Annotated in this window: 18 protein-coding genes and 1 tRNA gene; 7 read left to right on the top strand and 12 right to left on the bottom strand. The window is 35.6% G+C overall.

Going from position 1 to position 20477, the window contains the following annotated elements:
* Positions 1 to 134 precede the first annotated feature (134 nt).
* The 4 genes from AP058_RS05405 to trmD form a co-directional block, all read right to left on the bottom strand.
* A complete protein-coding gene (locus AP058_RS05405; RefSeq protein WP_066307572.1) occupies positions 135 to 2357 on the bottom strand; it encodes an NADP-dependent isocitrate dehydrogenase in 2223 nt (740 codons plus the stop codon).
* A gap of 280 nt (positions 2358 to 2637) precedes the next feature.
* A complete protein-coding gene (rplS, locus tag AP058_RS05400; protein ID WP_066307570.1) occupies positions 2638 to 2988 on the bottom strand; it encodes a 50S ribosomal protein L19 in 351 nt (116 codons plus the stop codon).
* Positions 2989 to 3220: 232 nt separating this feature from the next.
* Positions 3221 to 3586, bottom strand: coding sequence for a hypothetical protein (locus AP058_RS05395; protein ID WP_066307568.1), 366 nt, complete (start codon positions 3584 to 3586; stop codon positions 3221 to 3223).
* 68 nt (positions 3587 to 3654) lie between these two features.
* Entirely contained in the window at positions 3655 to 4332 is a 678-nt protein-coding gene (trmD, locus tag AP058_RS05390) for a tRNA (guanosine(37)-N1)-methyltransferase TrmD (protein ID WP_066307566.1), read from the bottom strand.
* Positions 4333 to 4607: 275 nt separating this feature from the next.
* On the opposite strand from trmD, the gene AP058_RS05385 reads away from it, so the two are divergent.
* The 5 genes from AP058_RS05385 to AP058_RS05360 all read left to right on the top strand — a co-directional run bounded on the left by AP058_RS05385 (position 4608) and on the right by AP058_RS05360 (position 10731).
* Positions 4608 to 6677, top strand: a complete 2070-nt coding sequence (locus AP058_RS05385) for a M3 family metallopeptidase (protein WP_231739566.1) — start codon at positions 4608 to 4610, stop codon at positions 6675 to 6677.
* A gap of 369 nt (positions 6678 to 7046) precedes the next feature.
* Positions 7047 to 8240: a di-heme oxidoredictase family protein gene (locus AP058_RS05375; protein WP_066307561.1), complete on the top strand. Its 1194-nt coding sequence runs from the start codon at positions 7047 to 7049 to the stop codon at positions 8238 to 8240.
* The gene (locus AP058_RS05370) at positions 8241 to 8681 is read left to right on the top strand and encodes a Rieske 2Fe-2S domain-containing protein (protein WP_066307559.1); all 441 of its coding nucleotides are present in this window, start codon (positions 8241 to 8243) and stop codon (positions 8679 to 8681) included.
* On the top strand, positions 8678 to 9907 hold the full coding sequence (locus tag AP058_RS05365) for a hypothetical protein (protein ID WP_066307558.1): 1230 nt from the start codon (positions 8678 to 8680) through the stop codon (positions 9905 to 9907). Before AP058_RS05370 ends, AP058_RS05365 begins: the two co-directional genes overlap by 4 nt.
* A 119-nt stretch (positions 9908 to 10026) precedes the next feature.
* Positions 10027 to 10731, top strand: coding sequence for a metal-dependent transcriptional regulator (locus AP058_RS05360; RefSeq protein WP_082706584.1), 705 nt, complete (start codon positions 10027 to 10029; stop codon positions 10729 to 10731).
* A 183-nt stretch (positions 10732 to 10914) separates the two neighbouring features.
* On the opposite strand, the gene AP058_RS05355 is transcribed toward AP058_RS05360, so the two are convergent.
* Positions 10915 to 10989 (bottom strand) — tRNA-Pro (locus AP058_RS05355).
* 157 nt (positions 10990 to 11146) lie between these two features.
* Here AP058_RS05355 and trxB point away from each other — a divergent pair.
* A complete protein-coding gene (gene trxB, locus AP058_RS05350; RefSeq protein ID WP_066307557.1) occupies positions 11147 to 12094 on the top strand; it encodes a thioredoxin-disulfide reductase in 948 nt (315 codons plus the stop codon).
* A gap of 79 nt (positions 12095 to 12173) precedes the next feature.
* Here trxB and AP058_RS05345 read toward each other — a convergent pair whose 3' ends face one another.
* From AP058_RS05345 to AP058_RS05325, 5 genes are all read right to left on the bottom strand, one after another.
* Positions 12174 to 13007, bottom strand: a complete 834-nt coding sequence (locus tag AP058_RS05345) for a GIN domain-containing protein (RefSeq protein ID WP_066307555.1) — start codon at positions 13005 to 13007, stop codon at positions 12174 to 12176.
* Positions 13008 to 13093: 86 nt separating this feature from the next.
* Positions 13094 to 13834: a head GIN domain-containing protein gene (locus tag AP058_RS05340; RefSeq protein WP_066307554.1), complete on the bottom strand. Its 741-nt coding sequence runs from the start codon at positions 13832 to 13834 to the stop codon at positions 13094 to 13096.
* 2 nt (positions 13835 to 13836) lie between these two features.
* Positions 13837 to 15564 (bottom strand): PspC domain-containing protein, encoded by a 1728-nt coding sequence (locus tag AP058_RS05335; RefSeq protein WP_066307552.1) that lies wholly within the window; start codon positions 15562 to 15564, stop codon positions 13837 to 13839.
* A 5-nt stretch (positions 15565 to 15569) separates the two neighbouring features.
* Positions 15570 to 15899, bottom strand: a complete 330-nt coding sequence (locus tag AP058_RS05330; RefSeq protein WP_066307551.1) for a PadR family transcriptional regulator — start codon at positions 15897 to 15899, stop codon at positions 15570 to 15572.
* Between the two features lie 212 nt (positions 15900 to 16111).
* Complete coding sequence (locus AP058_RS05325; protein ID WP_066307550.1) at positions 16112 to 16576, bottom strand: DUF4870 domain-containing protein; 465 nt, start codon at positions 16574 to 16576, stop codon at positions 16112 to 16114.
* A 230-nt stretch (positions 16577 to 16806) separates the two neighbouring features.
* Between AP058_RS05325 and AP058_RS05320 the strand changes: the two genes are divergently transcribed.
* Positions 16807 to 17259 carry a DUF4442 domain-containing protein gene (locus tag AP058_RS05320; protein ID WP_066307548.1) on the top strand — a complete coding sequence of 151 codons (453 nt, stop codon included), beginning with the start codon at positions 16807 to 16809 and terminating at the stop codon, positions 17257 to 17259.
* A gap of 81 nt (positions 17260 to 17340) precedes the next feature.
* Here the strand turns inward: AP058_RS05320 and AP058_RS05315 are convergent, their stop codons facing one another.
* Positions 17341 to 18810, bottom strand: a complete 1470-nt coding sequence (locus AP058_RS05315; protein WP_066307546.1) for a potassium/proton antiporter — start codon at positions 18808 to 18810, stop codon at positions 17341 to 17343.
* Between the two features lie 163 nt (positions 18811 to 18973).
* On the bottom strand, positions 18974 to 20311 hold the full coding sequence (gene nhaA, locus AP058_RS05310; RefSeq protein WP_066307544.1) for a Na+/H+ antiporter NhaA: 1338 nt from the start codon (positions 20309 to 20311) through the stop codon (positions 18974 to 18976).
* Between the last annotated feature and the right edge of the window lie 166 nt (positions 20312 to 20477).

Below are 20477 nucleotides of genomic sequence, written 5' to 3'. Positions count from 1 at the left end.
TTATTGCTTAGGAGCAAATATCTATAGAAATGGTCAGAAAATTTAACCAACAAGCGTTAATGTTTTCTAAAATGCATAAAAAAAGGCAACCCGTACGAGTTGCCTTTTTTTTAAGTAAGTAGTACAAATCGAAATTAAGCGATTTCGGAAATAATAGTGTTAAAAGTCGCACTCGGACGCATTGCTTTAGTAAGCAATTCGGGATTAGGTTGGTAATAACCACCAATATTTTGAGGTTTACCTTGCGCTCCAATTAACTCTGCATTAATTTTATCTTCGTTTGCTAATAATTCTTTAGCTACAGGTGCAAATGTTGCTGCTAATTCTGCATCGTTAGTTTGTGCTGCCAAAGCTTCTGCCCAGTACAGTGCTAAATAAAAATGAGAACCTCTGTTGTCTATTTGTCCCACTTTACGAGCTGGTGACTTATCGTTAGCTAAAAATTTGTCATTCGCTTCATCTAATGTTTCTGCCAAAACAATTGCTTTGCTGTTGTCTTGTGTTTGACCTAAATGCTCCAAAGAAGCACCTAAAGCAAGAAACTCTCCAAGAGAATCCCAACGCAAATATCCTTCTTGTGTAAATTGCTCTACATGTTTTGGTGCAGATCCACCAGCGCCTGTTTCAAACAATCCTCCACCGTTCATCAAAGGAACGATCGATAGCATTTTTGCTGATGTACCTACTTCTAAAATAGGAAATAAATCAGTTAAGTAATCACGCAATACGTTTCCACTTACAGAAATGGTGTCTTCGCCTTTAATGATTCGTTCCAAAGTAAATTCAGTTGCAGCAACCGGATTTAAAATTCGAATATCTAAACCAGTAGTATCGTAATCTTTTAGGTATGTATTTACCTTTTTGATTAATTCTTTATCGTGTGCTCTGTTTTCATCCAGCCAAAATACAGCAGGAGTGTCAGACAAACGCGCTCTATTTACCGCTAGTTTAACCCAGTCTTGAATAGGAGCGTCTTTTGCTTGACACATTCTAAAAATATCATTGGCTTCAACTGTTTGTTCCATTAAAACTTTTCCGTCTTTATCTACTACACGAACCACTCCGTCAGCATGTAATTGAAAAGTTTTATCATGAGAACCGTATTCTTCTGCTTTTTGTGCCATCAAACCTACGTTAGGAACACTTCCCATTGTAGTTGGATCAAAAGCACCGTGTTTTTTGCAGAAGTCGATAGTTGCCGTATAAATTCCAGCGTAAGCGCGGTCTGGAATCATAGCAATTGTATCTTGTTGGTTGCCTTCTTTATTGTACATCTGTCCAGAAGTACGGATCATAGCGGGCATAGAGGCATCCACAATTACATCAGAAGGAACGTGTAAGTTCGTAATTCCTTTGTCAGAATTTACCATTGCCAAAGCAGGTCCGTTTTCGATCGCTTGAGTTAGAGCAGCTTCTACTTCAGCTTGTTCAGGTTGGTCTTTTATTTTAGCATAAACGTCTCCTAAACCGTTGCGGGTATCGATGTTTAATTTTTTGAATAAATCAGTGTACTTAACAAAAACGTCTTTGAAGAAAACTTCAACGATTGCTCCAAAAATGATTGGGTCAGAAACTTTCATCATTGTTGCTTTTAAGTGAACTGAAAGTAAAACGTTCTCTTTTTTTGCTTCAGCAATTGTTTTGGCAACAAACGTTTTTAGAGCAGCGATATTCATCACAGAACTGTCAATGATCTCACCTGCTTTTAGCGGAGTACTTTCTTTTAAGACAGTTGTTGATCCGTCTTTAGCCACGAATTCGATTTTCACATCATTTGATTCAGCAACTGTAAGTGATTTTTCACTTCCGTAAAAGTCACCTTCCGACATTGATGCAACGTGTGTTTTTGAATCTGCAGACCAAGCACCCATTTTATGTGGGTTCTTTTTTGCAAAGTTTTTAACGGCTCTTGGTGCTCTACGATCAGAGTTGCCTTCGCGTAAAACAGGATTAACAGCAGAGCCTAATACTTTTGAATATTTAGCTTTTATAGCTGTCTCAGCATCATTTTGAGGATCTTCTGGAAAATTCGGAATTGTATATCCATGAGATTGCAATTCTGAAATTGCAGCTTTCAACTGTGGTACCGAAGCCGAAACGTTGGGTAATTTTATAATATTTGCTTCTGCTTTCGTTGCTAATTGACCTAATTCTGCTAAAGCATCTACCACTTTTTGCTCGGTGGTTAAAACTTCAGGAAAAGTAGCCAAAATACGTGCTGCCAAAGAGATGTCTCGTGTTTCAATAGCGATTCCAGCTGTTGCAGTAAATTCTTGAACGATTGGTAAAAAAGAATAGGTCGCTAACAATGGCGCCTCATCTGTTAAGGTGTAAACAATTTTCGAATTCTTTGTCATTTTTTTTATTTTTATAATCGTACCGCTAAAGAGTAGCGATGTAAAACATATATTCGGCTCGAAAGGAGCTTCGCAAATATAAGAAAAACAGTCCGAAATCGGTGTAGTTTTTTGATTGAATTCTTAATTTATCAAATTGCTATTTTGAAGATCGTTAATTGTCAAATCGATTATTTTGGTATTAAAAAATTACGGTTTTGCCAGTTTTAAAATGTGGCACAAAAAAAAACTCGTTTCAAATGACATGAAACGAGTTTTTTTATAACAATTAGATAATAGATTATCTTCTTTTATCTCTAATCTTAGCTTTTTTACCAGTAAGTTCTCTAAAGTAGAAAATTCTAGCTCTACGAACTGCACCTTTTTTGTTGATTTCAACTTTTTGTAAAGCTGGTAAGTTTACTGGGAAGATACGCTCAACTCCAATTGCACCTGACATTTTACGAATAGTAAAAGTTTCTGTGTTACCAGAACCTCTTCTTTGAATAACAACTCCTTTAAAAAACTGAGTTCTTGTTTTTTCACCCTCTTTAATTTCGTAGTAAACTGTGATAGTATCACCAGCTCCGAAAACAGGGAAATCTTTTTTAGCAACTAATTCGGTTTGAACGAATTTCATTAAATCTGCCATAATATCTTATAATAATGGTTTTGCCTTAGAGCAACATACACGTACTTCGCCAGAGGTTAGTCTAAATTTGGGTGCAAATGTAATGAAAAATCTTAAAATAGCACTCATTTTATTTAAAAATTACTGCTTCTTTAGTTTGTTGTTTTTTAGGAAGTTAAATATGATACGGAAATAAAAAAAGAGCTTTTACTGCTAAAAGCTCTTTTGATTTATTGATCATCCTAAATTAAGGCTATAGTTTAGTCAATTTAAGTTTTTCTTTATCTTGTTGAATGCTCAGATCCGTTTTTGATTTGATATCGCTATACTTGTTCAGCCCCAAAGACGCTGATAAGTTTTTATCTCTTTGGTCAAAAAGATGCTCAATTTCTTTGTCTCTTTCGCTTTTAGACCGTTCTTTTTTGTCCATAGCTATTAAATCAGAAACTAACTCGTTGTTCGCTTTTTCGAAACTGCTTTTTTCTGTTTTACTTAATTCGATACCTTCTGTGTTATTAAGGTCTGACAATAAAGATGTTTTATTTAGGTCTTGTGCAAATGAGGCAGAGGTTATTAAAAACGTAACTAATAGGCATACTTTAAAAATTAATTCTCTCATGATTTTATACTTTTTAAGGTTAGAATTGCGTGAGCAATTTTAATTATCTAGTATAAATATAAGAAATATTAATCCTCTAATAAGTCAGGTCTGCGGTTTTTTGTATGTTCGTATGCTTTATCTTCACGCCATTTTTCGATTTTTGCAAAGTGACCGCTCGTTAAAACTTCTGGAACTTTCCATCCTTTATAATCGGCTGGACGAGTGTATATCGGTCCTGAAAGCAAATTGTCTTGAAAACTATCGGTTAATGCCGAAGTTTCATCGCTCAAAACACCTGGTATCAATCGAATCAAAGCGTCTGATAAAACCAAAGCGCCTAATTCTCCGCCTGAAAGTACATAATCGCCAATCGAAATTTCTTTAGTAATAAAGTGATCTCGAACTCTTTGATCTACTCCTTTGTAATGGCCACACAAAATAATAATGTTTTCGAGCATCGACATTTTGTTTGCCATTTTCTGATTCAAGGTTTCCCCATCTGGTGACATATAAATAATTTCGTCGTACTCTCGTTCACTTTTTAAATGCGTAATACAAGCATCAATAGGTTGAACCATCATGACCATTCCAGCACCACCACCAAATTGGTAGTCGTCGACACTTTTTTGTTTATTGGTTGTGTACTCCCGTAAGTTATGAAAATGAACTTCAACCAATCCTTTGTCGATGGCTCTTTTCATAATAGAAGCCTCAAATGGGCTACGCAATAATTCGGGTAAAAGGGTAATTATATCAATTCGCATTTTAAAAAATCTAGTCTGCAAAGTTACTATTATTAATTGGAGTAGTTATAACTACAACTCAAACAAAAGTAGCTGTGGCTATTCGAGAATTCTGCTGCAATTATGATTTACAAAAAATTGAGTGTTAATTGTTGCGAATTTCTTAAAGAATTATTTTAACAGTATCAATTTGTTGCATTATCCTTTTTTAAGGTATATTTATAATCAAATTTAAATTAGACTAAACTATGCAATTATCTTTTCGAGGAGTTCGAGAATGTACCGCCGTAATTTTGATGGTAACACTTTCTAATCAGAGCAGTTCTGCACAAAATAAGACAACGATGACTAATCCTTTGTTGCAAAGAAGTACGCTGCACTATCAAGCACCCGTTTTTAACTTAATAAAAAACGAGCATTTTAAACCAGCATTTGAGTTCGGTTTTAAAAAACATGATGAAGAAGTTGCTAAAATTGCTAACAATTCAGCAAAGCCAACATTTCAAAACACCGTATTGGCTTTAGAGTTAAGCGGAGTAGACTTAACGCGTGCCGCCACTGTTTTTTACAACATGACCGGTTCCAATACCAACGATGTTTTACAACAGTTAGATGAAGAGTATGCGCCAATTTTTGCAGCGCATAACGATAAAATTTATTTAAACAGCAAGTTGTACAAACGCTTTAAAGCGATCGATTTAAAAACGTTAAAGGGAGAAGATAAAAAATTAACCGAAGTTTATTTGGAGAAATTCGAGTTGGCTGGTGCTAGTTTATCAGAAGAGGATAAAGAGAAAATGAAAGTTATCAATGGTGAACTGGCGACTTTAAGTACTGTTTACGGAAATAAATTGTTAGTAGCTCGTAAAAATGGAGCAGTTTTATTTGACTCGCCAAAAGATTTAGACGGCTTAAGCCCTCAAGAAATTGAAGCTGCCAAAGCGCAAGCGACCGAAACAGGTCATCAAGGAAAATACATGATAGGTTTGCAAAATACCACACAACAACCGGTATTGCAAAATTTGACGAACAGAGCTTCTCGCGAAAAAATATTCAAAGCCTCTTGGTCACGTGCTGAGAAAAATGACGATGGAGATACGAGAGAGACATTAGAAAAAATGGTCCGTTTGCGTTTGCAAAAAGCGCAATTAATGGGTAAAAAGAGTTTTGCCGAATGGAAGATTCAAGATCAAATGGCAAAAACTCCCGAAGCTGCAATGAAACTTCTAGCAGAAATTGCCACTCCAGCTGTCGCCAAAGCAAATGAAGAAGCAATCGAGATTCAAGCCATTATAGACGAACAAAAAGGAGGTTTTAAGTTGGAGCCTTGGGATTGGAATTTTTATGCCGAACAAGTGCGTAAAGCAAAATACGATCTAGACGAAAATGAAATTAAACCCTATTTCGAAATCAAAACAGTTTTAGAAAAAGGCGTGTTTTTTGCTGCAAAGCAAATGTACGGGATCACGTTTAAAGAGCGTAAAGATCTTCCAGTATATCATCCAGATGTAGTGGTTTATGAAGTTTTTGACAACGACGGAAAGTCGATGGCAATTTACTATCTGGACTTTTACACTCGCGACAATAAAAATGGTGGTGCTTGGATGAGTAATTTCGTGGATCAATCGCATTATTTAAAACAAAAACCAGTAATTGTAAACGTTTATAACTTTGCGAAACCCGTGGGAGAAAACCCTTCTTTAATTAGTTTTGACGATGTTACAACTATGTTTCATGAGTTCGGACATACCTTGCACGGGCTTTTTGCCAACCAAAACTATGTTACTCTTTCAGGAACTAACGTAGCAAGAGATTTTGTCGAATTTCCATCGCAAATCAACGAGCATGCTGCTTTAGATCCAACTGTTCTTAAAAACTACGCAGTGCATTACCAAACTAAAAAGGTAATTCCACAAGAGCTTATCGATAAAATTAAAAAGTCAGAAACGTTTAATTCGGGGTACAACGTAACCGAGTTGTTGGCAGCGTCAACCTTAGATATGGCGTGGCATAGCGTAACTAGCGAAGCTGATTTTAAGCCCACTTTAGTATTTGAAGATGAAGCGCTAAAAAAATACGGTTTATTAGTGAAGGAAGTGCCAACACGCTACCATAGCCCTTATTTTGCTCACATTTTCAGTGGAGGATATTCAGCAGGATATTACGCGTACACTTGGTCAAAAACGTTAGATTACAACGCCTATGACTGGATTAGAGCCAATGGCGGAATGACTCGTGAAAACGGAGAACGTTTTAGAAAGTACATTTTATCGGTAGGAAACAGTGTCGATTTAAACCAAGCGTTTCAAGACTTCGTAGGTCACGAAATGCAAGTAAAACCATATTTAGACAACGAAGGTTTTTAGAAACAACAATAAATTATAATTTTAAAAAATGACATTCGAGCAATCGAGTGTCATTTTTTTTTTGAAGCCATTTCCGGCGCTCCATTTCAAGTCCTCGCTCCCCAAAGTATTTTGCTAAAGTTGTAATAAGAGCTTCCGTTGGTCGCTTTTTTACAACAAGCAAAATTACTTTTTGGCGCTGTGGGCTTTTTATTGCGATCCGGGCTACAATAAGAATGGAACTTAAATTTCGGGTAATGAAAAGGTGATTTTTCAATAAAATAGTATTGCCTTAAAATAATTATTAGACAAGACTAATAATTATTTTTTGCTTATAAGTAAAATAGTTTTAATTTAGCAAAAATTTAAATTTAATAAATTACTTATTTGATGAAAACTTACTTTTATCGCCTATTCGGACTTTGCTCTTTACTCGTTCTTAATTCTTGTGTTGAGCTTGAACCGTCTGCGCCCGAAGAATATCAGTTACTTGATGGCCCAATAGAAGGCTTGACATTTGCCGAAGCACGAAGACACTTGGCAGGAGATGTTGCTTTTAATGACAGAATTTTTACCGAAGCTACTGGTTTAGGACCACTATTTGTGGCCACGAGCTGTGGTTCCTGTCACGCCGGCGACGGAAAAGGACATCCATTTACTACTTTAACCAGATTCGGCATCAATGATAGTTTAGGATCAAACGAATTTGACCACGGACCACAACTTCAAAATAGAGCTTTGCCCGGTTATAAGCCAGAAGTAATTCCGGCAGCTGCACCGTTTTCTAGATTTACACCGCCCATTACTACTGGACTCGGTTACTTAGAACTCGTAAGTGAAGCTGATATTTTAGCGATGGAAGCAGCGAATATTAACAATCCAAATGGTGTGCGCGGACATCCCAATTGGGCTGCTATTCCGTCATACGTAACGCCAAGAAAAGGAAGTGCTAAAAAAGGGGACAGGTACATCAGTCGTTTTGGAAAAAAAGGCGCTGCTTACGATTTATTGCACCAAACCGTTTTTGCCTACAATCAAGACATGGGAATTACCTCCAGTTTTGACCCAAGCGATGTGTACACTTTACAAGATTTAGATCCCGAAATTTCAGATAAGGAGATTCATGATGTTGTCTTTTATTTACAAACACTCAAAGCACCAATTCAAAGAGATCAAAATGCGCCCGATGTAGTCGCAGGTAAAAAAACATTTGCTTCGATAGGTTGTGTAGATTGTCATAAACCTGCTTTAAAAACTGGCTATTCGCCAATAGGTGCACTTTCATTCAAAGAGTTTTATCCGTACACTGATTTATTGGTGCATGATATGGGTGAAGCACTCAACGACGGTTACACCGAAGGATCTGCATTGCCAGGCGAGTGGAGAACACCGCCATTATGGGGATTGGGCTTGGCTCCTGATTCGCAAGGTGGACAATTTTATCTGATGCACGACGGAAGAGCAAAAAGTATTGAAGAAGCAATTTTATTGCACGGAGGAGAAGGTACAAGTTCAAAAAACAAATACGGAAATCTAACGGCAGAAGAAAGAAGAAAATTAATCACTTTTCTTAAAAGTTTATAAATGGACAGACGAAATTTTTTAACAAAAAGCTGCATGAGTTGCTTTGGAGCAGGTTTAGCTTTTACTTTTTTACAAAGTTGCAGCACAAGTTCACAATTATTGCAAGGATCAATTTCAGGTTCAGACTTAGTAATTGATGCAGTTGAATTTGTCAATAAAGGGACCGAGAACAAATTTAAGAAATATGTAATTGTCGCTCATGAACAACTCAAATTTCCAATATGTGTGTATCGCATAAACGAAAACACGTATAGTGCACTCTTAATGGAATGTACGCACCAAGGCGCTGAATTGCAGGTTTTTGGCGATAAAATGCAATGCCCTGCGCACGGTAGTGAATTCGACAACCACGGTGATGCGACAAGCGGGCCAGCAACCGACCCTTTGCGATCGTTTCCTGTAACGATCATTAATAACCAACTAAAAATTTCACTTAAATGAGAACAAAATTACTCTCACTATTAATTGTCCTGATCAGTTTTCAATATTCAAATGCACAAATAGACAGCAGTTTATTAAGACAAGTGCCTGCAGATACCTCAAAAACGTCCATGAATATGGATGCTATTTATACGCGACCTTCCTTTCAGTCCAATAGATTGCCTATCGCACTTGGCGGATACGTCGAAGCAAATTACCAACACTTAGGAACAGATGGCGTTACCGAAGGAAGTCAATTTCAATTTAGACGACTTTCTTTGTTTATTTCTTCCACAATATCCAATCGAATCAAATTTTTGTCTGAAATCGAATTTGAACCTGGCGAAAGTTCAATCGAGGTCGAATTTGCCGCAATTGATGTAGAATTACATCCTTTAGTTAACCTTCGAGGCGGTATGATTGTGAACCCAATTGGTGCCTTCAATCAAAATCACGATGGTCCTAAATGGGAATTTACAGACCGACCAATTTTTGCTGAGCAAATGTTACCCGATACTTGGAGTAATGCTGGTTTTGGAGTATATGGCAAATATTATCAAAAAGATTGGTCTTTTGGGTACGAGTTTTATTTGACCAGTGGTTTTGATGATTCAATCATAGCAAATGAATTGAACCGAACGTCGCTTCCTTCTGCCAAAGAAAACAAAGAGCGTTTTGAGGAAAGTGCGAGTGGAAAACCATTAGTAACGGCAAAACTAGCCTTGAAGAATGCAAAAATTGGTGAAATTGGAATGTCCTATATGGGTCACGCTTATAATAATTTTGAAGACGACGGACTTATTTTAGATGATAAAAGAAAGGTAAAAGTAGCTGCTGTCGATTTCAATACGACGCTAAAGTGGACGGATACATTTATAACTGGAGAATTTGCTTGGGTATTTGTTGATGTACCAGAAACGTACAGCCAGCAGTTTGGAAACAAGCAAAGGGGTGGATTTGTAGACGTGGTGCAGCCTGTTCTGAAACAAAATATTTTAGGCTGGAAAGATGCGGTATTAAACGTAGGTTGCCGATTGGAATATGTTGATTTCAATTGGGGGAAATTTAGAGAAACTGACGGTAATATTGGCGACGATCTTTGGAATATTATGCCCGCAGTAAGTTTTAGACCCAATTCTCAAACTGTTTTGAGACTGAATTATAAAATATTAAAACAGCGCGATATCTTAGGCAATCCACCAGAAAATACGGGCGGATTTATATTAGGACTTTCATCTTATTTTTAATAGCAGAACGCTAATTTTTTTTATACTATTCCGAAAGAGACATTGTGAAATTATTTTCACGATGTCTCTTTTATCAATTTAATATTCTCAACATTCGACTCATTTAGTGCAAAGAAGCCATGAAAAAAATCGAAGAAATAAGTACTTCTACGACCCACATTTTATCTCCAGCGGAACAGGAATATCTAAGGCAGATTTATCTTTTTGATCATGGAAAGCATCATAATATAACAACAAAAATTTTGGCAGCAGTGCTCAACAACAGAGCTTCGTCTGTGACTGCTATGATTAAAAAACTATCAATTAAACAAATGGTAGTATACGACAAGCATTTCGGCTGCCGCTTGTCTGAGAACGGATTGAAAGAAGCGCTTCAAATTATTAGAAGAAATCGTTTGTGGGAATTGTTCCTGTATGAAAAATTAGCCCTGGATTGGGAGCAAGTGAATGAAATGGCCAGCAAGTTACAAAGTTTAACGTCAACGCAATTGATCGAAAAATTAGCTGTTTTTTTAGGAAACCCAACTTATGATCTGCAAGGTGAAGTAATACCAGATCTTTCAGGAGAATTACCAGCCACCAGTTGTTTAGAGATTTATGATTTAAAAGTCGGACAAAAGGCAACTGTGTTTGGTTATCGAGAAACATCTAACTCCTTTCTTGAATATATAGGAAAACTAAATTTACAAATAGGTGCGCAAATTACGATTCTCTGCATTGTCACTTACAACAGTTCGATCGAGATCATAATCGAGAATAATCAGACTTATATATTATCCAAAGAAATTGCTCAAAAAATATTTGTACATGTAGATCCCAATTAAATATTTTATACTCTATTTACTTAAATATTATTTAAAATAGTAGCAACGATAGGTCTAAACGTACGTCTTTACGTTGTATGACTAAAGATTTTTTTTAAGATAAAATTTAAAAGAAAGATTCTCAAAACCAAATAGATTTTTAAGCGCATAAAAAAACCTTCTTGATTGCTCAAGAAGGTTTCGTCGGGGTGGCAGGATTCGAACCTGCGGCCTCCTGCTCCCAAAGCAGGCGCGATAACCGGGCTACGCTACACCCCGTAATCGGGTGCAAATATAAAACTAATTTTTAGTTTACCAAAGCTTATTTTGAAATAGAGACTAATTATTTTTAAATAGGTAAAAGTGATGTTTATATATGACGAATTTTTATTAAAAAAACTACATTTGTAAATCAAAAATTGAAATACCATTTACTATGTCAGATACAATCGAAAAAATTAAATGTTTAATTATTGGTTCTGGTCCAGCGGGATATACTGCGGCAATATATGCGGCTAGAGCAAATATGAATCCAGTTTTATACCAAGGAATGCAACCAGGTGGTCAATTGACAACTACAAACGAAGTTGAAAACTGGCCAGGTAATCCGATAGGAATCACCGGTCCAGAAATGATGGTGCAGTTGCAAGAGCAAGCACAACGTTTTGGTACTGATGTGCGTGATGGTTGGGCTACCAAAGTTGATTTCTCTGGAGACATACATAAAGTATGGATTAACGATGCGATCGAATTGCACTGCGAAACAGTAATTATCTCTACAGGAGCTACCGCTAAATATTTAGGATTGGCTTCAGAACAACATTATTTACAAATGGGTGGTGGCGTTTCTGCTTGTGCTGTTTGTGATGGTTTTTTCTATAGAAATCAAGAAGTTGTTATTGTAGGAGCAGGAGATTCTGCTTGTGAAGAAGCACATTACTTATCAAAATTGTGCAAGAAAGTAACCATGTTGGTGCGCAGCGAAAAATTTAGAGCTTCAAAAATCATGGAAGAGCGCGTACGCAAAACAGACAACATCGAAATTTTATTGAATCACGATACGCTAGAAGTATTAGGAGACGAACAAGTAGTAGAAGGTGTTAGAGTATTGAATAAAAACAACGGCGAAACGTACGATATTCCTGCAACTGGTTTCTTCGTAGCAATTGGTCATAAACCAAATACCGATATTTTTAAAGATTATTTAAATCTTGACGAAACAGGATATATAATTAATACGTCAGGAACTTCTAAAACAAATATTGAAGGTGTTTTTGTAGGAGGTGATGCCGCAGATCATGTATACCGTCAAGCGATTACTGCCGCGGGAACGGGTTGCATGGCCGCTCTGGATGCAGAGCGTTATTTGGCTGCAAAAGAATAAGTTTATCAAAATTAAGCATAAAAAAAACCAACTTTTTCAGTTGGTTTTTTTTATGGATAGAAGTGAATGATGTTTCAGTCTATTTTGATTTCTTAAAAAGTTTAGCCTCATTTTCAAAGCGAGTTATTTCTACTTTTGCCTTTCCGAAAAGAAAAATTTCAGCTTCGTCAGCTGCAGAAATTTTAATGGTTTCTTCGGCAAAAATTAAGCAGCTGGTATAATTTTCAGCAGACAAATTAACATTTTTAATAGTTAATTTATTTCCCGTAAAAACTGAGTTGTTATCTAGCCGAATAGTTCCGTTTGTTGCCTCACCTTCAATTGTAGCAGTCGCTTTTTGGTATAAATCACACTTAAAGTCTGTGGAGGAAACCAAAGCTTTGATGTCTGCACTTTTGCTTAACTGAATACTACCTTGTTCACTTTTTAAATTCAGTTCTGTTTTTGTCTTATCATCTGCAGTTAGTGCGAATTTTTTCGAATTTACATTCAAATATAATTTAGCATAATCAGTCGCTTGTATCGTAATATCCTCTAAGGACAGTTCTTGAATGGCATAAATCGAAGCGTCATGTTTTGCTGTCACCGAAATTAAATCTTTAGTGTAGGTTATGCGAACGACTAACTTTTTAAAAATTCGAGCATCTTTTGCGGTATAAATACGAAGGTGTTTGTCACGCAGTTCTAAGGTAATAATCTCATGCAAATTATCATCTGCTTCAATTTTTATTTCATTCTTAGTTCCTTTTTCTAAATAAATCTCGATGTTGTCTTCTACAGCAACACTCGTAAATTCACCTATTTCTCTTTGTTCTACCGTAACGGTTTTAGAACCTTTTAAACGTTCTTTTCGTTGACCAAAAGCAAGCGTTGTAACTAAAAGTAAAAGCAGTAATGCGGTATATTTTTTCATTAAATTTAGGCTTATGGTTTGGGCAAATATAGAAAAATCATCCACTTTTGATGAATGATTTTGATCTATTTTAACAATTGATTGTTTTATTTTTGAGTAATAGAACCACCAGAGTTAGATTTTTTTTCCATGGTTTTCGGAATTTTATTGTAACTAATTCCTGCTCCACTGCTGGCTTCAGCCTTTAACGAAGCTATAGGATGCACACTTATCGAGGCACCGCTACTGGCGTCGGCATTTACATCATTTGCTTCTAGGTTTTGCGCATTAATTACTGAGCCACTGGAGGCATCTGCTTCTACTTCCAATGCCATTCCTTCGACATTAATAGTACTTCCGCTACTAGTGCTTACGGAAACTTTGTCCGATTCAACGCTGATATTCATTTCAGATGCGCTCGAAGCGTCTAGTTTCAGATGTGTACTTTTTAAGATCGAGGTGCTTCGAACAGTAGCAGCGCTCGAAGATTCAATTTCGTGAATCACCGGCATTTTTACTGTCACTTTTTTAGTAATGCTATTTCTAAATGAATTAAAATCGCACTCTATAACTAAGGTTCCATTTTCAATTTTAGTTGTTATTTTATCAATTAGATTATCATCTGCTTCAACAACTATAGACGAAGAATCACTTTGTTCGATTACCAAATCAATAGCGTTTTGCACTTCTATCTTTGTGAATTTTTCGGTAACAGTGCGGTTTTGAGTAGTTACGTTTCCGCTTCCTTCAATCGAGTTTGAATTCCCTCCAAAATTACACGAAGCAAAAAGCAATGCAGTAATTGTAACAAGAATTAATTTGGTTATGTAAATGATTAGCTTGATCATGATTAGTTAATTTTAATTATCATTCCGTTTTTGTCTTTGGATAAATTGCCAGATGATTTGCTGAATTTTACCACTTCTTTGCCGTTGATCTGCACCGAAACTTTATTAACGGTATCGGTATCAATATCAAAATCTTCAGTGTTGTCTACATCATTGTATTCATTTTCTTCTTTCGGACAGTTTAAACATTTTATTTTGTGGTTGAACACTTTATAGATGTAATTGTCACCGCTGTAATGCAAGTTAAAAAACTCATCATCCGAACGATCGTAATCCTGTATCGAGGCGTCTGGTTTTAATAGTTGCCCTTCAGGTACATACAAATATACATTAACTTCTTGATCTCTAAATTTGTTCTTAACATCGGTAACAAAGTAGTTGTCTAAAATAATTTGATTGCCTACAACCTTTGTTTTATACATAATTTTTTGCGCTCTTTCGCGGGCATCAGCAAACGATTTGCCACGAGCATTTTTCTCTACTTGTAAATACGGTGCTTTTGCATCGGTGTACAAAACATGAAAATGAACGTCGTTCGAGTAAATTAAAGCAGTACCTGCAGAATCCTGAACAAATTCAAAGTCGGTATTGTGACTGATGTCTTTACTGTAATAATCGTTGTATTTAAATTTGACAAATAAAGTGTCAGTTGGCAATACATTCAGTACTTCTTTTTTGGCCGACTTATTTTCAAATGAGACTTCGGTTGCTTGTTTAATACCAATGCTAATTAGCAAAGCGACAGCAATAATCCAAACGGCAAGTAAAGTATATTTAACAATGTTACCGATTGTTTTTGAGTTAGGAGAAATTAATTTAAATCCTAATATGGTCAAGAAGAAAAACGGAATTCCAACTGCAAAAAGCATTAGTACTCCAAAAGACCAAATTGGATAGTCTGTAAAGTTTCCAGCTTCGACAAAACGTTGCCACGGAAATTCAACAAAAATATTAGTACCCCAGGTAAATACACCTACAAACAATGAGATTAATGTAGAGATACCAGTTATCACTAATAAAATCCCTAATAATTTTGCAAATATTTTAAAGATTCTAATGATAACATCTCCTAAACTAGTACCAAATCTTTCGGCTCCGTACTTTACCTGATCGCCCATTTTATCGTAATCAGCATTTTTAAATTTCGCAGATAAATTGTCAATCTCTTCTCTAACTTTTCGCTCAATATTAGAAATAGTAACAGGTTCGCCGTCCATTTCTAATTTTTCAGAAGTAGTAATAGCAGCTGGAGTAACTGCCCATAAAACGATGTAAGCAATAATTCCTGTGCCAAAACCTGCAAATACAAAGATCAAAAACATAACCTTTAACCAAACGGCGTCAATGCCAAAATAATGACCTAATCCAGTTGCTACACCACCAATCATTCCTTTCTCGGTGTCACGGTATAATTTTTTACCTTTTGTTTTACTGTAATTATTTTGCTGATTAGGCTCATAATCATCCTCAATAATATAGTCTTCTGGTTGTCCCATTACGGCAATGACCGCATCTACATCAGGTAATCCTACAACGTGTTTTTCTGTTTGTTGTTTTTCAGACAATAGCTCCGACACACGCATTTCAATGTCTTTGATGATTTCATCTTGCCCCGAAGAGTTGTTCAACGAACGTTTAATTGCATCAAAATAACGCGTTAATTTCAAGTACGCATCTTCATCGATATGAAAAAACATGCCTCCTAAGTTTATATTTACTGTTTTGTTCATGACTATTATTTTTGGTTGGTTATAAGGTTTACAGCATCAGACAGTTCGGTCCAAGTGCTATTTAATTCAGTTAAAAAAATTTGTCCAGTTTCGGTTAGTGCGTAATATTTTCTTGGAGGCCCAGAACTTGATTCCTCCCAACGGTAGCTCAGTAAGCCATCGTTTTTCAGGCGAGTCAAAAGTGGGTAAACAGTGCCCTCTACGACCAATAATTTTGCGTTTTTCAAAGAGTCTAATATTTCAGAGGTGTATGCGTCTTTTTCTTTTAGAACCGATAAGATGCAGAACTCAAGAACACCTTTGCGCATCTGTGCTTTTGTGTTTTCAATATTCATAATTTCATTGTGTTTTTTTTAGATGGAACAATTCGTTTTTTGATTGATGATTGATGATATATGGATTGGTATGCTGATTGATTTTTTAAATTTTCATTGCCATTGATTTTATGATAATCAGTTTTAGTAGCTATTCCCGCTATCCGCTGTATCTTTTTCGCCTTAAAGAAAGGCAAAAAAGGATGCCGCCTTTATCGGGGCTAGGGCACTATTTATTTCAAGAAATTGATAGTCATTGGATATTTGTACCATTCTCCATTTGACGCTTTGATCGAAGCATAGATGACCAAATAGAATTCGACTATTTTTAACAAGCAAAATAAAAAAAGAGCCAAAACTCCGATGCTTAATAATCCAATATTATCAGAAAAATTGAAATTATTAAAATTGTTAAAAATAAAAGCTTCGTCCTCAATTACAGCGCTAATAGGCAGATTTCTAAAAATTAAGGTAAAGAAAATCGGAATTGCAACGAGTGCTAAAACTAAAGAATATAGCAATAAACTCAATTGAAAATTCAAGGTTTGCTTGCCGTGATGATTTACAAACTCAGATTTTTCCTTGTTTGTAGTCCAGATAATTATTGGAAAGATGTAATTGCCAAACGGAATAAAGTATTGACTTAGAGTGCTTAAGTGCGTAAAAGTTGCTGTGTTTTTAAAATTTGATGTTTCCATGATTTGATTGATGATTGATTAAAATGATTGACCTAGTAATTTCTTATGCAAATATATATCTAAAGGACAGTATCTTGTTTTGCATAGTACCTAAAATTAACAAAAAATTAACAATATAAAATAATATGCTTGCATAGTATTTTTGATTATCTTAGCGCAAATTCCAACAAATAGAGTAGTTCAGCAACAGTAATTTTCTATTTGAATAGCCAAAAATAAATTTTAAAATTATGAAGCTTAGCGTATCCAAACTCAATCAATTTGTTTTTTTAAAATTACCATCTGCATTTATCTGTGGTGTTCGTGTCAAATCAATTAGCGAAGAAAAATGTGTAGTATCGGTAAAGCACCGCTGGATCAATCAAAACCCGTTCAACTCGATGTACTTTGCGGTTCAAGCTATGGCCGCCGAGTTGTCTACAGGTGCAATGGTTATTGCTCAAATTCAGCAGAGCGGAAAGAAAATTTCGATGTTGGTTGCGAATAACAAAAGCAATTTTTCTAAAAAAGCTACCGGCCGTATTAACTTTGTATGCAATGATGGAGCCTTAATCACAAAAGCAATCGAAGATACTATTGCTACTGGTCTAGGACAGACCTTTTGGATGAAATCTATAGGAACTAATGAGCAAGGTGTACAAGTTTCTGAAATGGAATTTGAGTGGAGTGTAAAAGTGAAATAAACTAAAATAGCGTACCAAATAAAAAATGCCTCTATTGTTTCGAGGCATTTTTTATAAATAGAGGTTTATCTTAAATTTTTGCTAGACGACGAGTCTTTTAAGCGTATCATTTACTTGTTCAAAATCGTCTTGATTGTCTGCGATAATCATTAAAAGATCATTCTCCTTAATTTCGGTAGAGCCGCCTGGACGAATGTAAACGCCATCTCGTTTTACCATTACAATAAAAGCAGAATGAGGAAAATTGAGATCTACAATTCGTTTGTTGATCGCATAGAAGTTAGGCAAAATAACAAATTCTTGCATGGCCGATTTTGGAAGGTCTAAGATAAACTTGTCATTTTCTGATATCGGCTTTTCTTTTTCTGGTAGTGCCACATTCAGCCATTTGGCCACAATAGATAAGGTAGTTCCTTGAATAATAATAGACGTAACCGAAATAAAAAATACAATATTAAAAATCATGTTCGCTTTGTCAATTCCCGCTAAGAGAGGATAAGTAGCAAAAACGATCGGAACGGCACCGCGCAAACCTACCCACGAAATGTAAAATCGACGTCGCAGTTCCATCTTAAAAAACATCAAACTTATAAAAACGCTTAAAGGTCGGGCGACAATAATAAGAAATACAGAAATAAGAAGTCCGATGCCCATATAAGGGAAAACTTGCGAAGGAAAAACAAGTAAGCCTAACGTTAGAAAGAGTACAATTTGCATGAGCCACGCCAAACCATCGTACATTTTGAGAATCGTTTTTTTGTGTATCAGTTCTTGATTACCTAAGTAAACTGCACAAATATAAATAGCTAAGAAGCCGTTTCCACCTATAAAATCGGTAGCAGAAAAAGTGATAAACATTAATGCAATAACCAATACGGGATACAATCCTTCGAAGTCAAGTTTTATTTTGTTAATTATTAATTTACTAATCTTACCAAAAGCAAAGCCCAAAATACCACCCAAAATCATTTGTTGTAAAAATAGCGGAATAATAGATAAAATGCTTTTGTCTTGATGCACGACTAATGTTAAAAAAGCAATAGTTAAAACGTATGCCATGGGGTCATTACTCCCGCTTTCGAGTTCTAAAGTAGGTCTCAAGTTGTTTTTTAAAGCAAGACTTTTAGATCGTAAAATAGAAAATACCGCCGCCGCATCTGTAGATGAGACGATCGAACCCAATAACATACTCTCGTAAATAGTAAAGTCGGTTACAAACCAAACAAAAGTGCCAAGTGAAAGAGCTGTTAGCAGAACCCCTAAAGTGGACAGAACCATTCCCTCTCTAAGAATTGGCTTTACAGAAGTAAAACTGGTGTCAAGACCACCTGAGAACAAAATAAAATTTAAGGAAACGATGCCTATAAATTGCGCAATTTTAGGATCGTCAAAATAGATACCTGCAATTCCATCAGCTCCTGCTAACATGCCGATACCTAAAAATAGTAGTAATGTTGGTACACCAAATTTGTATGACGTCTTACCTACAATAACGCTCACAAACAATAGTAGTGAACCAACTAATAATATGTTTTCAATTGTTAAATTCATTATTTTTTTAAGTCAACGTGGGCCAATTTAAACTTCAAAAAGCATCAATTAACTACATAATAATGTAGGATTCTGAAAATTAAAGTAAATTTTTAATTTCCAGAATCCTTTAAATTCTTGAATTTTTTAGAAGTGTAACTAACTCACAATTAAGTAATAACTTTTAGACGGATACTTTTTTCTTTGCGCTTTTATTCAAAATTATGTAGCCTAAAACTCCACCAATTATCGAAGCAGAGAAAATTCCGATTTTAGCTTGAATAATATGTACTTCGTCTTGCAAGGCGAGCGAAGTAACAAACAGAGACATCGTAAAACCAATGGACGCTAATAAACCAAGTCCAAGTAAATTTCTTAAATTCATTCCGTTTGGAAAAGGAGCTACTTTTAGTTTAATAAGTAATAACGTAAATCCAACTACACCGATAACTTTTCCAACAATAAGACCTAAAGCTACACCTAAAGCGACATTGGTGTTGAATAATTCTTGAAAGTCGACATCTATAGATACACCTGCGTTAGCTAAAGCAAAAATAGGAACGATGAAAAATGTGATCATTGGGTGCATCGCGTGCTCTAGTTGTTGCAACGGCGGGATGGCTTGGTTGGTATCTGTTTTTATTTTTTCGAGTACATGTAATTGCTGTGACGTTAAAGTCGGAATTTGCTCGACTGGATCAATAGATTTAAATTTATGGAGGTATTTCTCTATTTTTTTAACATAAGCGTTTTCTTTAATAATAACATCAGCAGGAATGGTAAATGCAGCCAAAACAGCAGCTATTGTGGCGTGAACTCCTGACAATAAGAATGAAATCCAAACCCCTATAATTCCGAAAACAGCATAAAATATAATATTTCGAACACCCAATCGATTCCCCATGTACATGATCGATAAAAATGCAGCGCCTAACATTAGACTCTCTACAGATATATTTGACGTATAAAAGAAGGCAATAACCAAAACAGCTCCTAAATCGTCCACGATAGCTAATGCAGTTAAGAATACTTTTAAATTCAACGGAATTTTATCTCCAAGTAAATACAAAACGCCCAAAGCAAAAGCGATGTCCGTAGCCATTGGAATTCCCCAACCGTTACTAACTGGTCCAGCAGGATTAAGAAAGTGATAGATCAAGGCAGGTACTACCATTCCTCCCAAAGCAGCACCAATAGGTAACATTGCTTTTCGCGGATTTGATAATTCGCCGCCCACAATTTCACGTTTCAATTCGAGACCGACTACAAAAAAGAAAATAGCCATGAGCCCATCATTAATCCAATGGTGAATACTATAATTTAAATACGATTTTCCATCAAATTCTAAACCAAATTTATGTTCAAAAAAACCAAAATAGTCATCTGACCAAGCTGAATTGGCCAAAAACATAGCAATAATTACACTTATTCCAAGTACGATTCCGCCTGCTTTTTCTTGTTGTATAAATTTTTGAATGGGTTGATATACTTTATCAATAGGGTATTTTTTTTCGTCTGTCATTGAATTGTTTGTTTCGTTCAAAGTTACATTTTAAAAATAACTACTAAAGTTAATTTTTGTATTGATTTATAGTCTATTGTTCCTTTACCTATTAGTATTAACAGCGAAAATGTGTTTTTAGTAAAAATAAATCATTAAAAATAAAACTTTATACTTTAGGTAAAAA

The sequence above is a fragment of the Flavobacterium sp. TAB 87 genome, from assembly GCF_001529295.1.
GTDB lineage: Bacteria > Bacteroidota > Bacteroidia > Flavobacteriales > Flavobacteriaceae > Flavobacterium.
The sequence above is the reverse complement of the archived record's forward strand: the minus strand, read 5'-3'. Positions and strand labels throughout refer to the sequence as shown.

Excerpts from the sequence above, each read along its gene's own strand:
- AP058_RS05405 (WP_066307572.1), bottom strand. The coding sequence starts at position 2,357 with ATGACAAAGAATTCGAAAATTGTTTACACCTTAACAGATGAGGCGCCA.
- rplS (WP_066307570.1), bottom strand. The coding sequence starts at position 2,988 with ATGGCAGATTTAATGAAATTCGTTCAAACCGAATTAGTTGCTAAAAAA.
- AP058_RS05395 (WP_066307568.1), bottom strand. The coding sequence starts at position 3,586 with ATGAGAGAATTAATTTTTAAAGTATGCCTATTAGTTACGTTTTTAATA.
- trmD (WP_066307566.1), bottom strand. The coding sequence starts at position 4,332 with ATGCGAATTGATATAATTACCCTTTTACCCGAATTATTGCGTAGCCCA.
- AP058_RS05385 (WP_231739566.1), top strand. The coding sequence starts at position 4,608 with ATGGTAACACTTTCTAATCAGAGCAGTTCTGCACAAAATAAGACAACG.
- AP058_RS05375 (WP_066307561.1), top strand. The coding sequence starts at position 7,047 with ATGAAAACTTACTTTTATCGCCTATTCGGACTTTGCTCTTTACTCGTT.
- AP058_RS05370 (WP_066307559.1), top strand. The coding sequence starts at position 8,241 with ATGGACAGACGAAATTTTTTAACAAAAAGCTGCATGAGTTGCTTTGGA.
- AP058_RS05365 (WP_066307558.1), top strand. The coding sequence starts at position 8,678 with ATGAGAACAAAATTACTCTCACTATTAATTGTCCTGATCAGTTTTCAA.
- AP058_RS05360 (WP_082706584.1), top strand. The coding sequence starts at position 10,027 with ATGAAAAAAATCGAAGAAATAAGTACTTCTACGACCCACATTTTATCT.
- trxB (WP_066307557.1), top strand. The coding sequence starts at position 11,147 with ATGTCAGATACAATCGAAAAAATTAAATGTTTAATTATTGGTTCTGGT.
- AP058_RS05345 (WP_066307555.1), bottom strand. The coding sequence starts at position 13,007 with ATGAAAAAATATACCGCATTACTGCTTTTACTTTTAGTTACAACGCTT.
- AP058_RS05340 (WP_066307554.1), bottom strand. The coding sequence starts at position 13,834 with ATGATCAAGCTAATCATTTACATAACCAAATTAATTCTTGTTACAATT.
- AP058_RS05335 (WP_066307552.1), bottom strand. The coding sequence starts at position 15,564 with ATGAACAAAACAGTAAATATAAACTTAGGAGGCATGTTTTTTCATATC.
- AP058_RS05330 (WP_066307551.1), bottom strand. The coding sequence starts at position 15,899 with ATGAATATTGAAAACACAAAAGCACAGATGCGCAAAGGTGTTCTTGAG.
- AP058_RS05325 (WP_066307550.1), bottom strand. The coding sequence starts at position 16,576 with ATGGAAACATCAAATTTTAAAAACACAGCAACTTTTACGCACTTAAGC.
- AP058_RS05320 (WP_066307548.1), top strand. The coding sequence starts at position 16,807 with ATGAAGCTTAGCGTATCCAAACTCAATCAATTTGTTTTTTTAAAATTA.
- AP058_RS05315 (WP_066307546.1), bottom strand. The coding sequence starts at position 18,810 with ATGAATTTAACAATTGAAAACATATTATTAGTTGGTTCACTACTATTG.
- nhaA (WP_066307544.1), bottom strand. The coding sequence starts at position 20,311 with ATGACAGACGAAAAAAAATACCCTATTGATAAAGTATATCAACCCATT.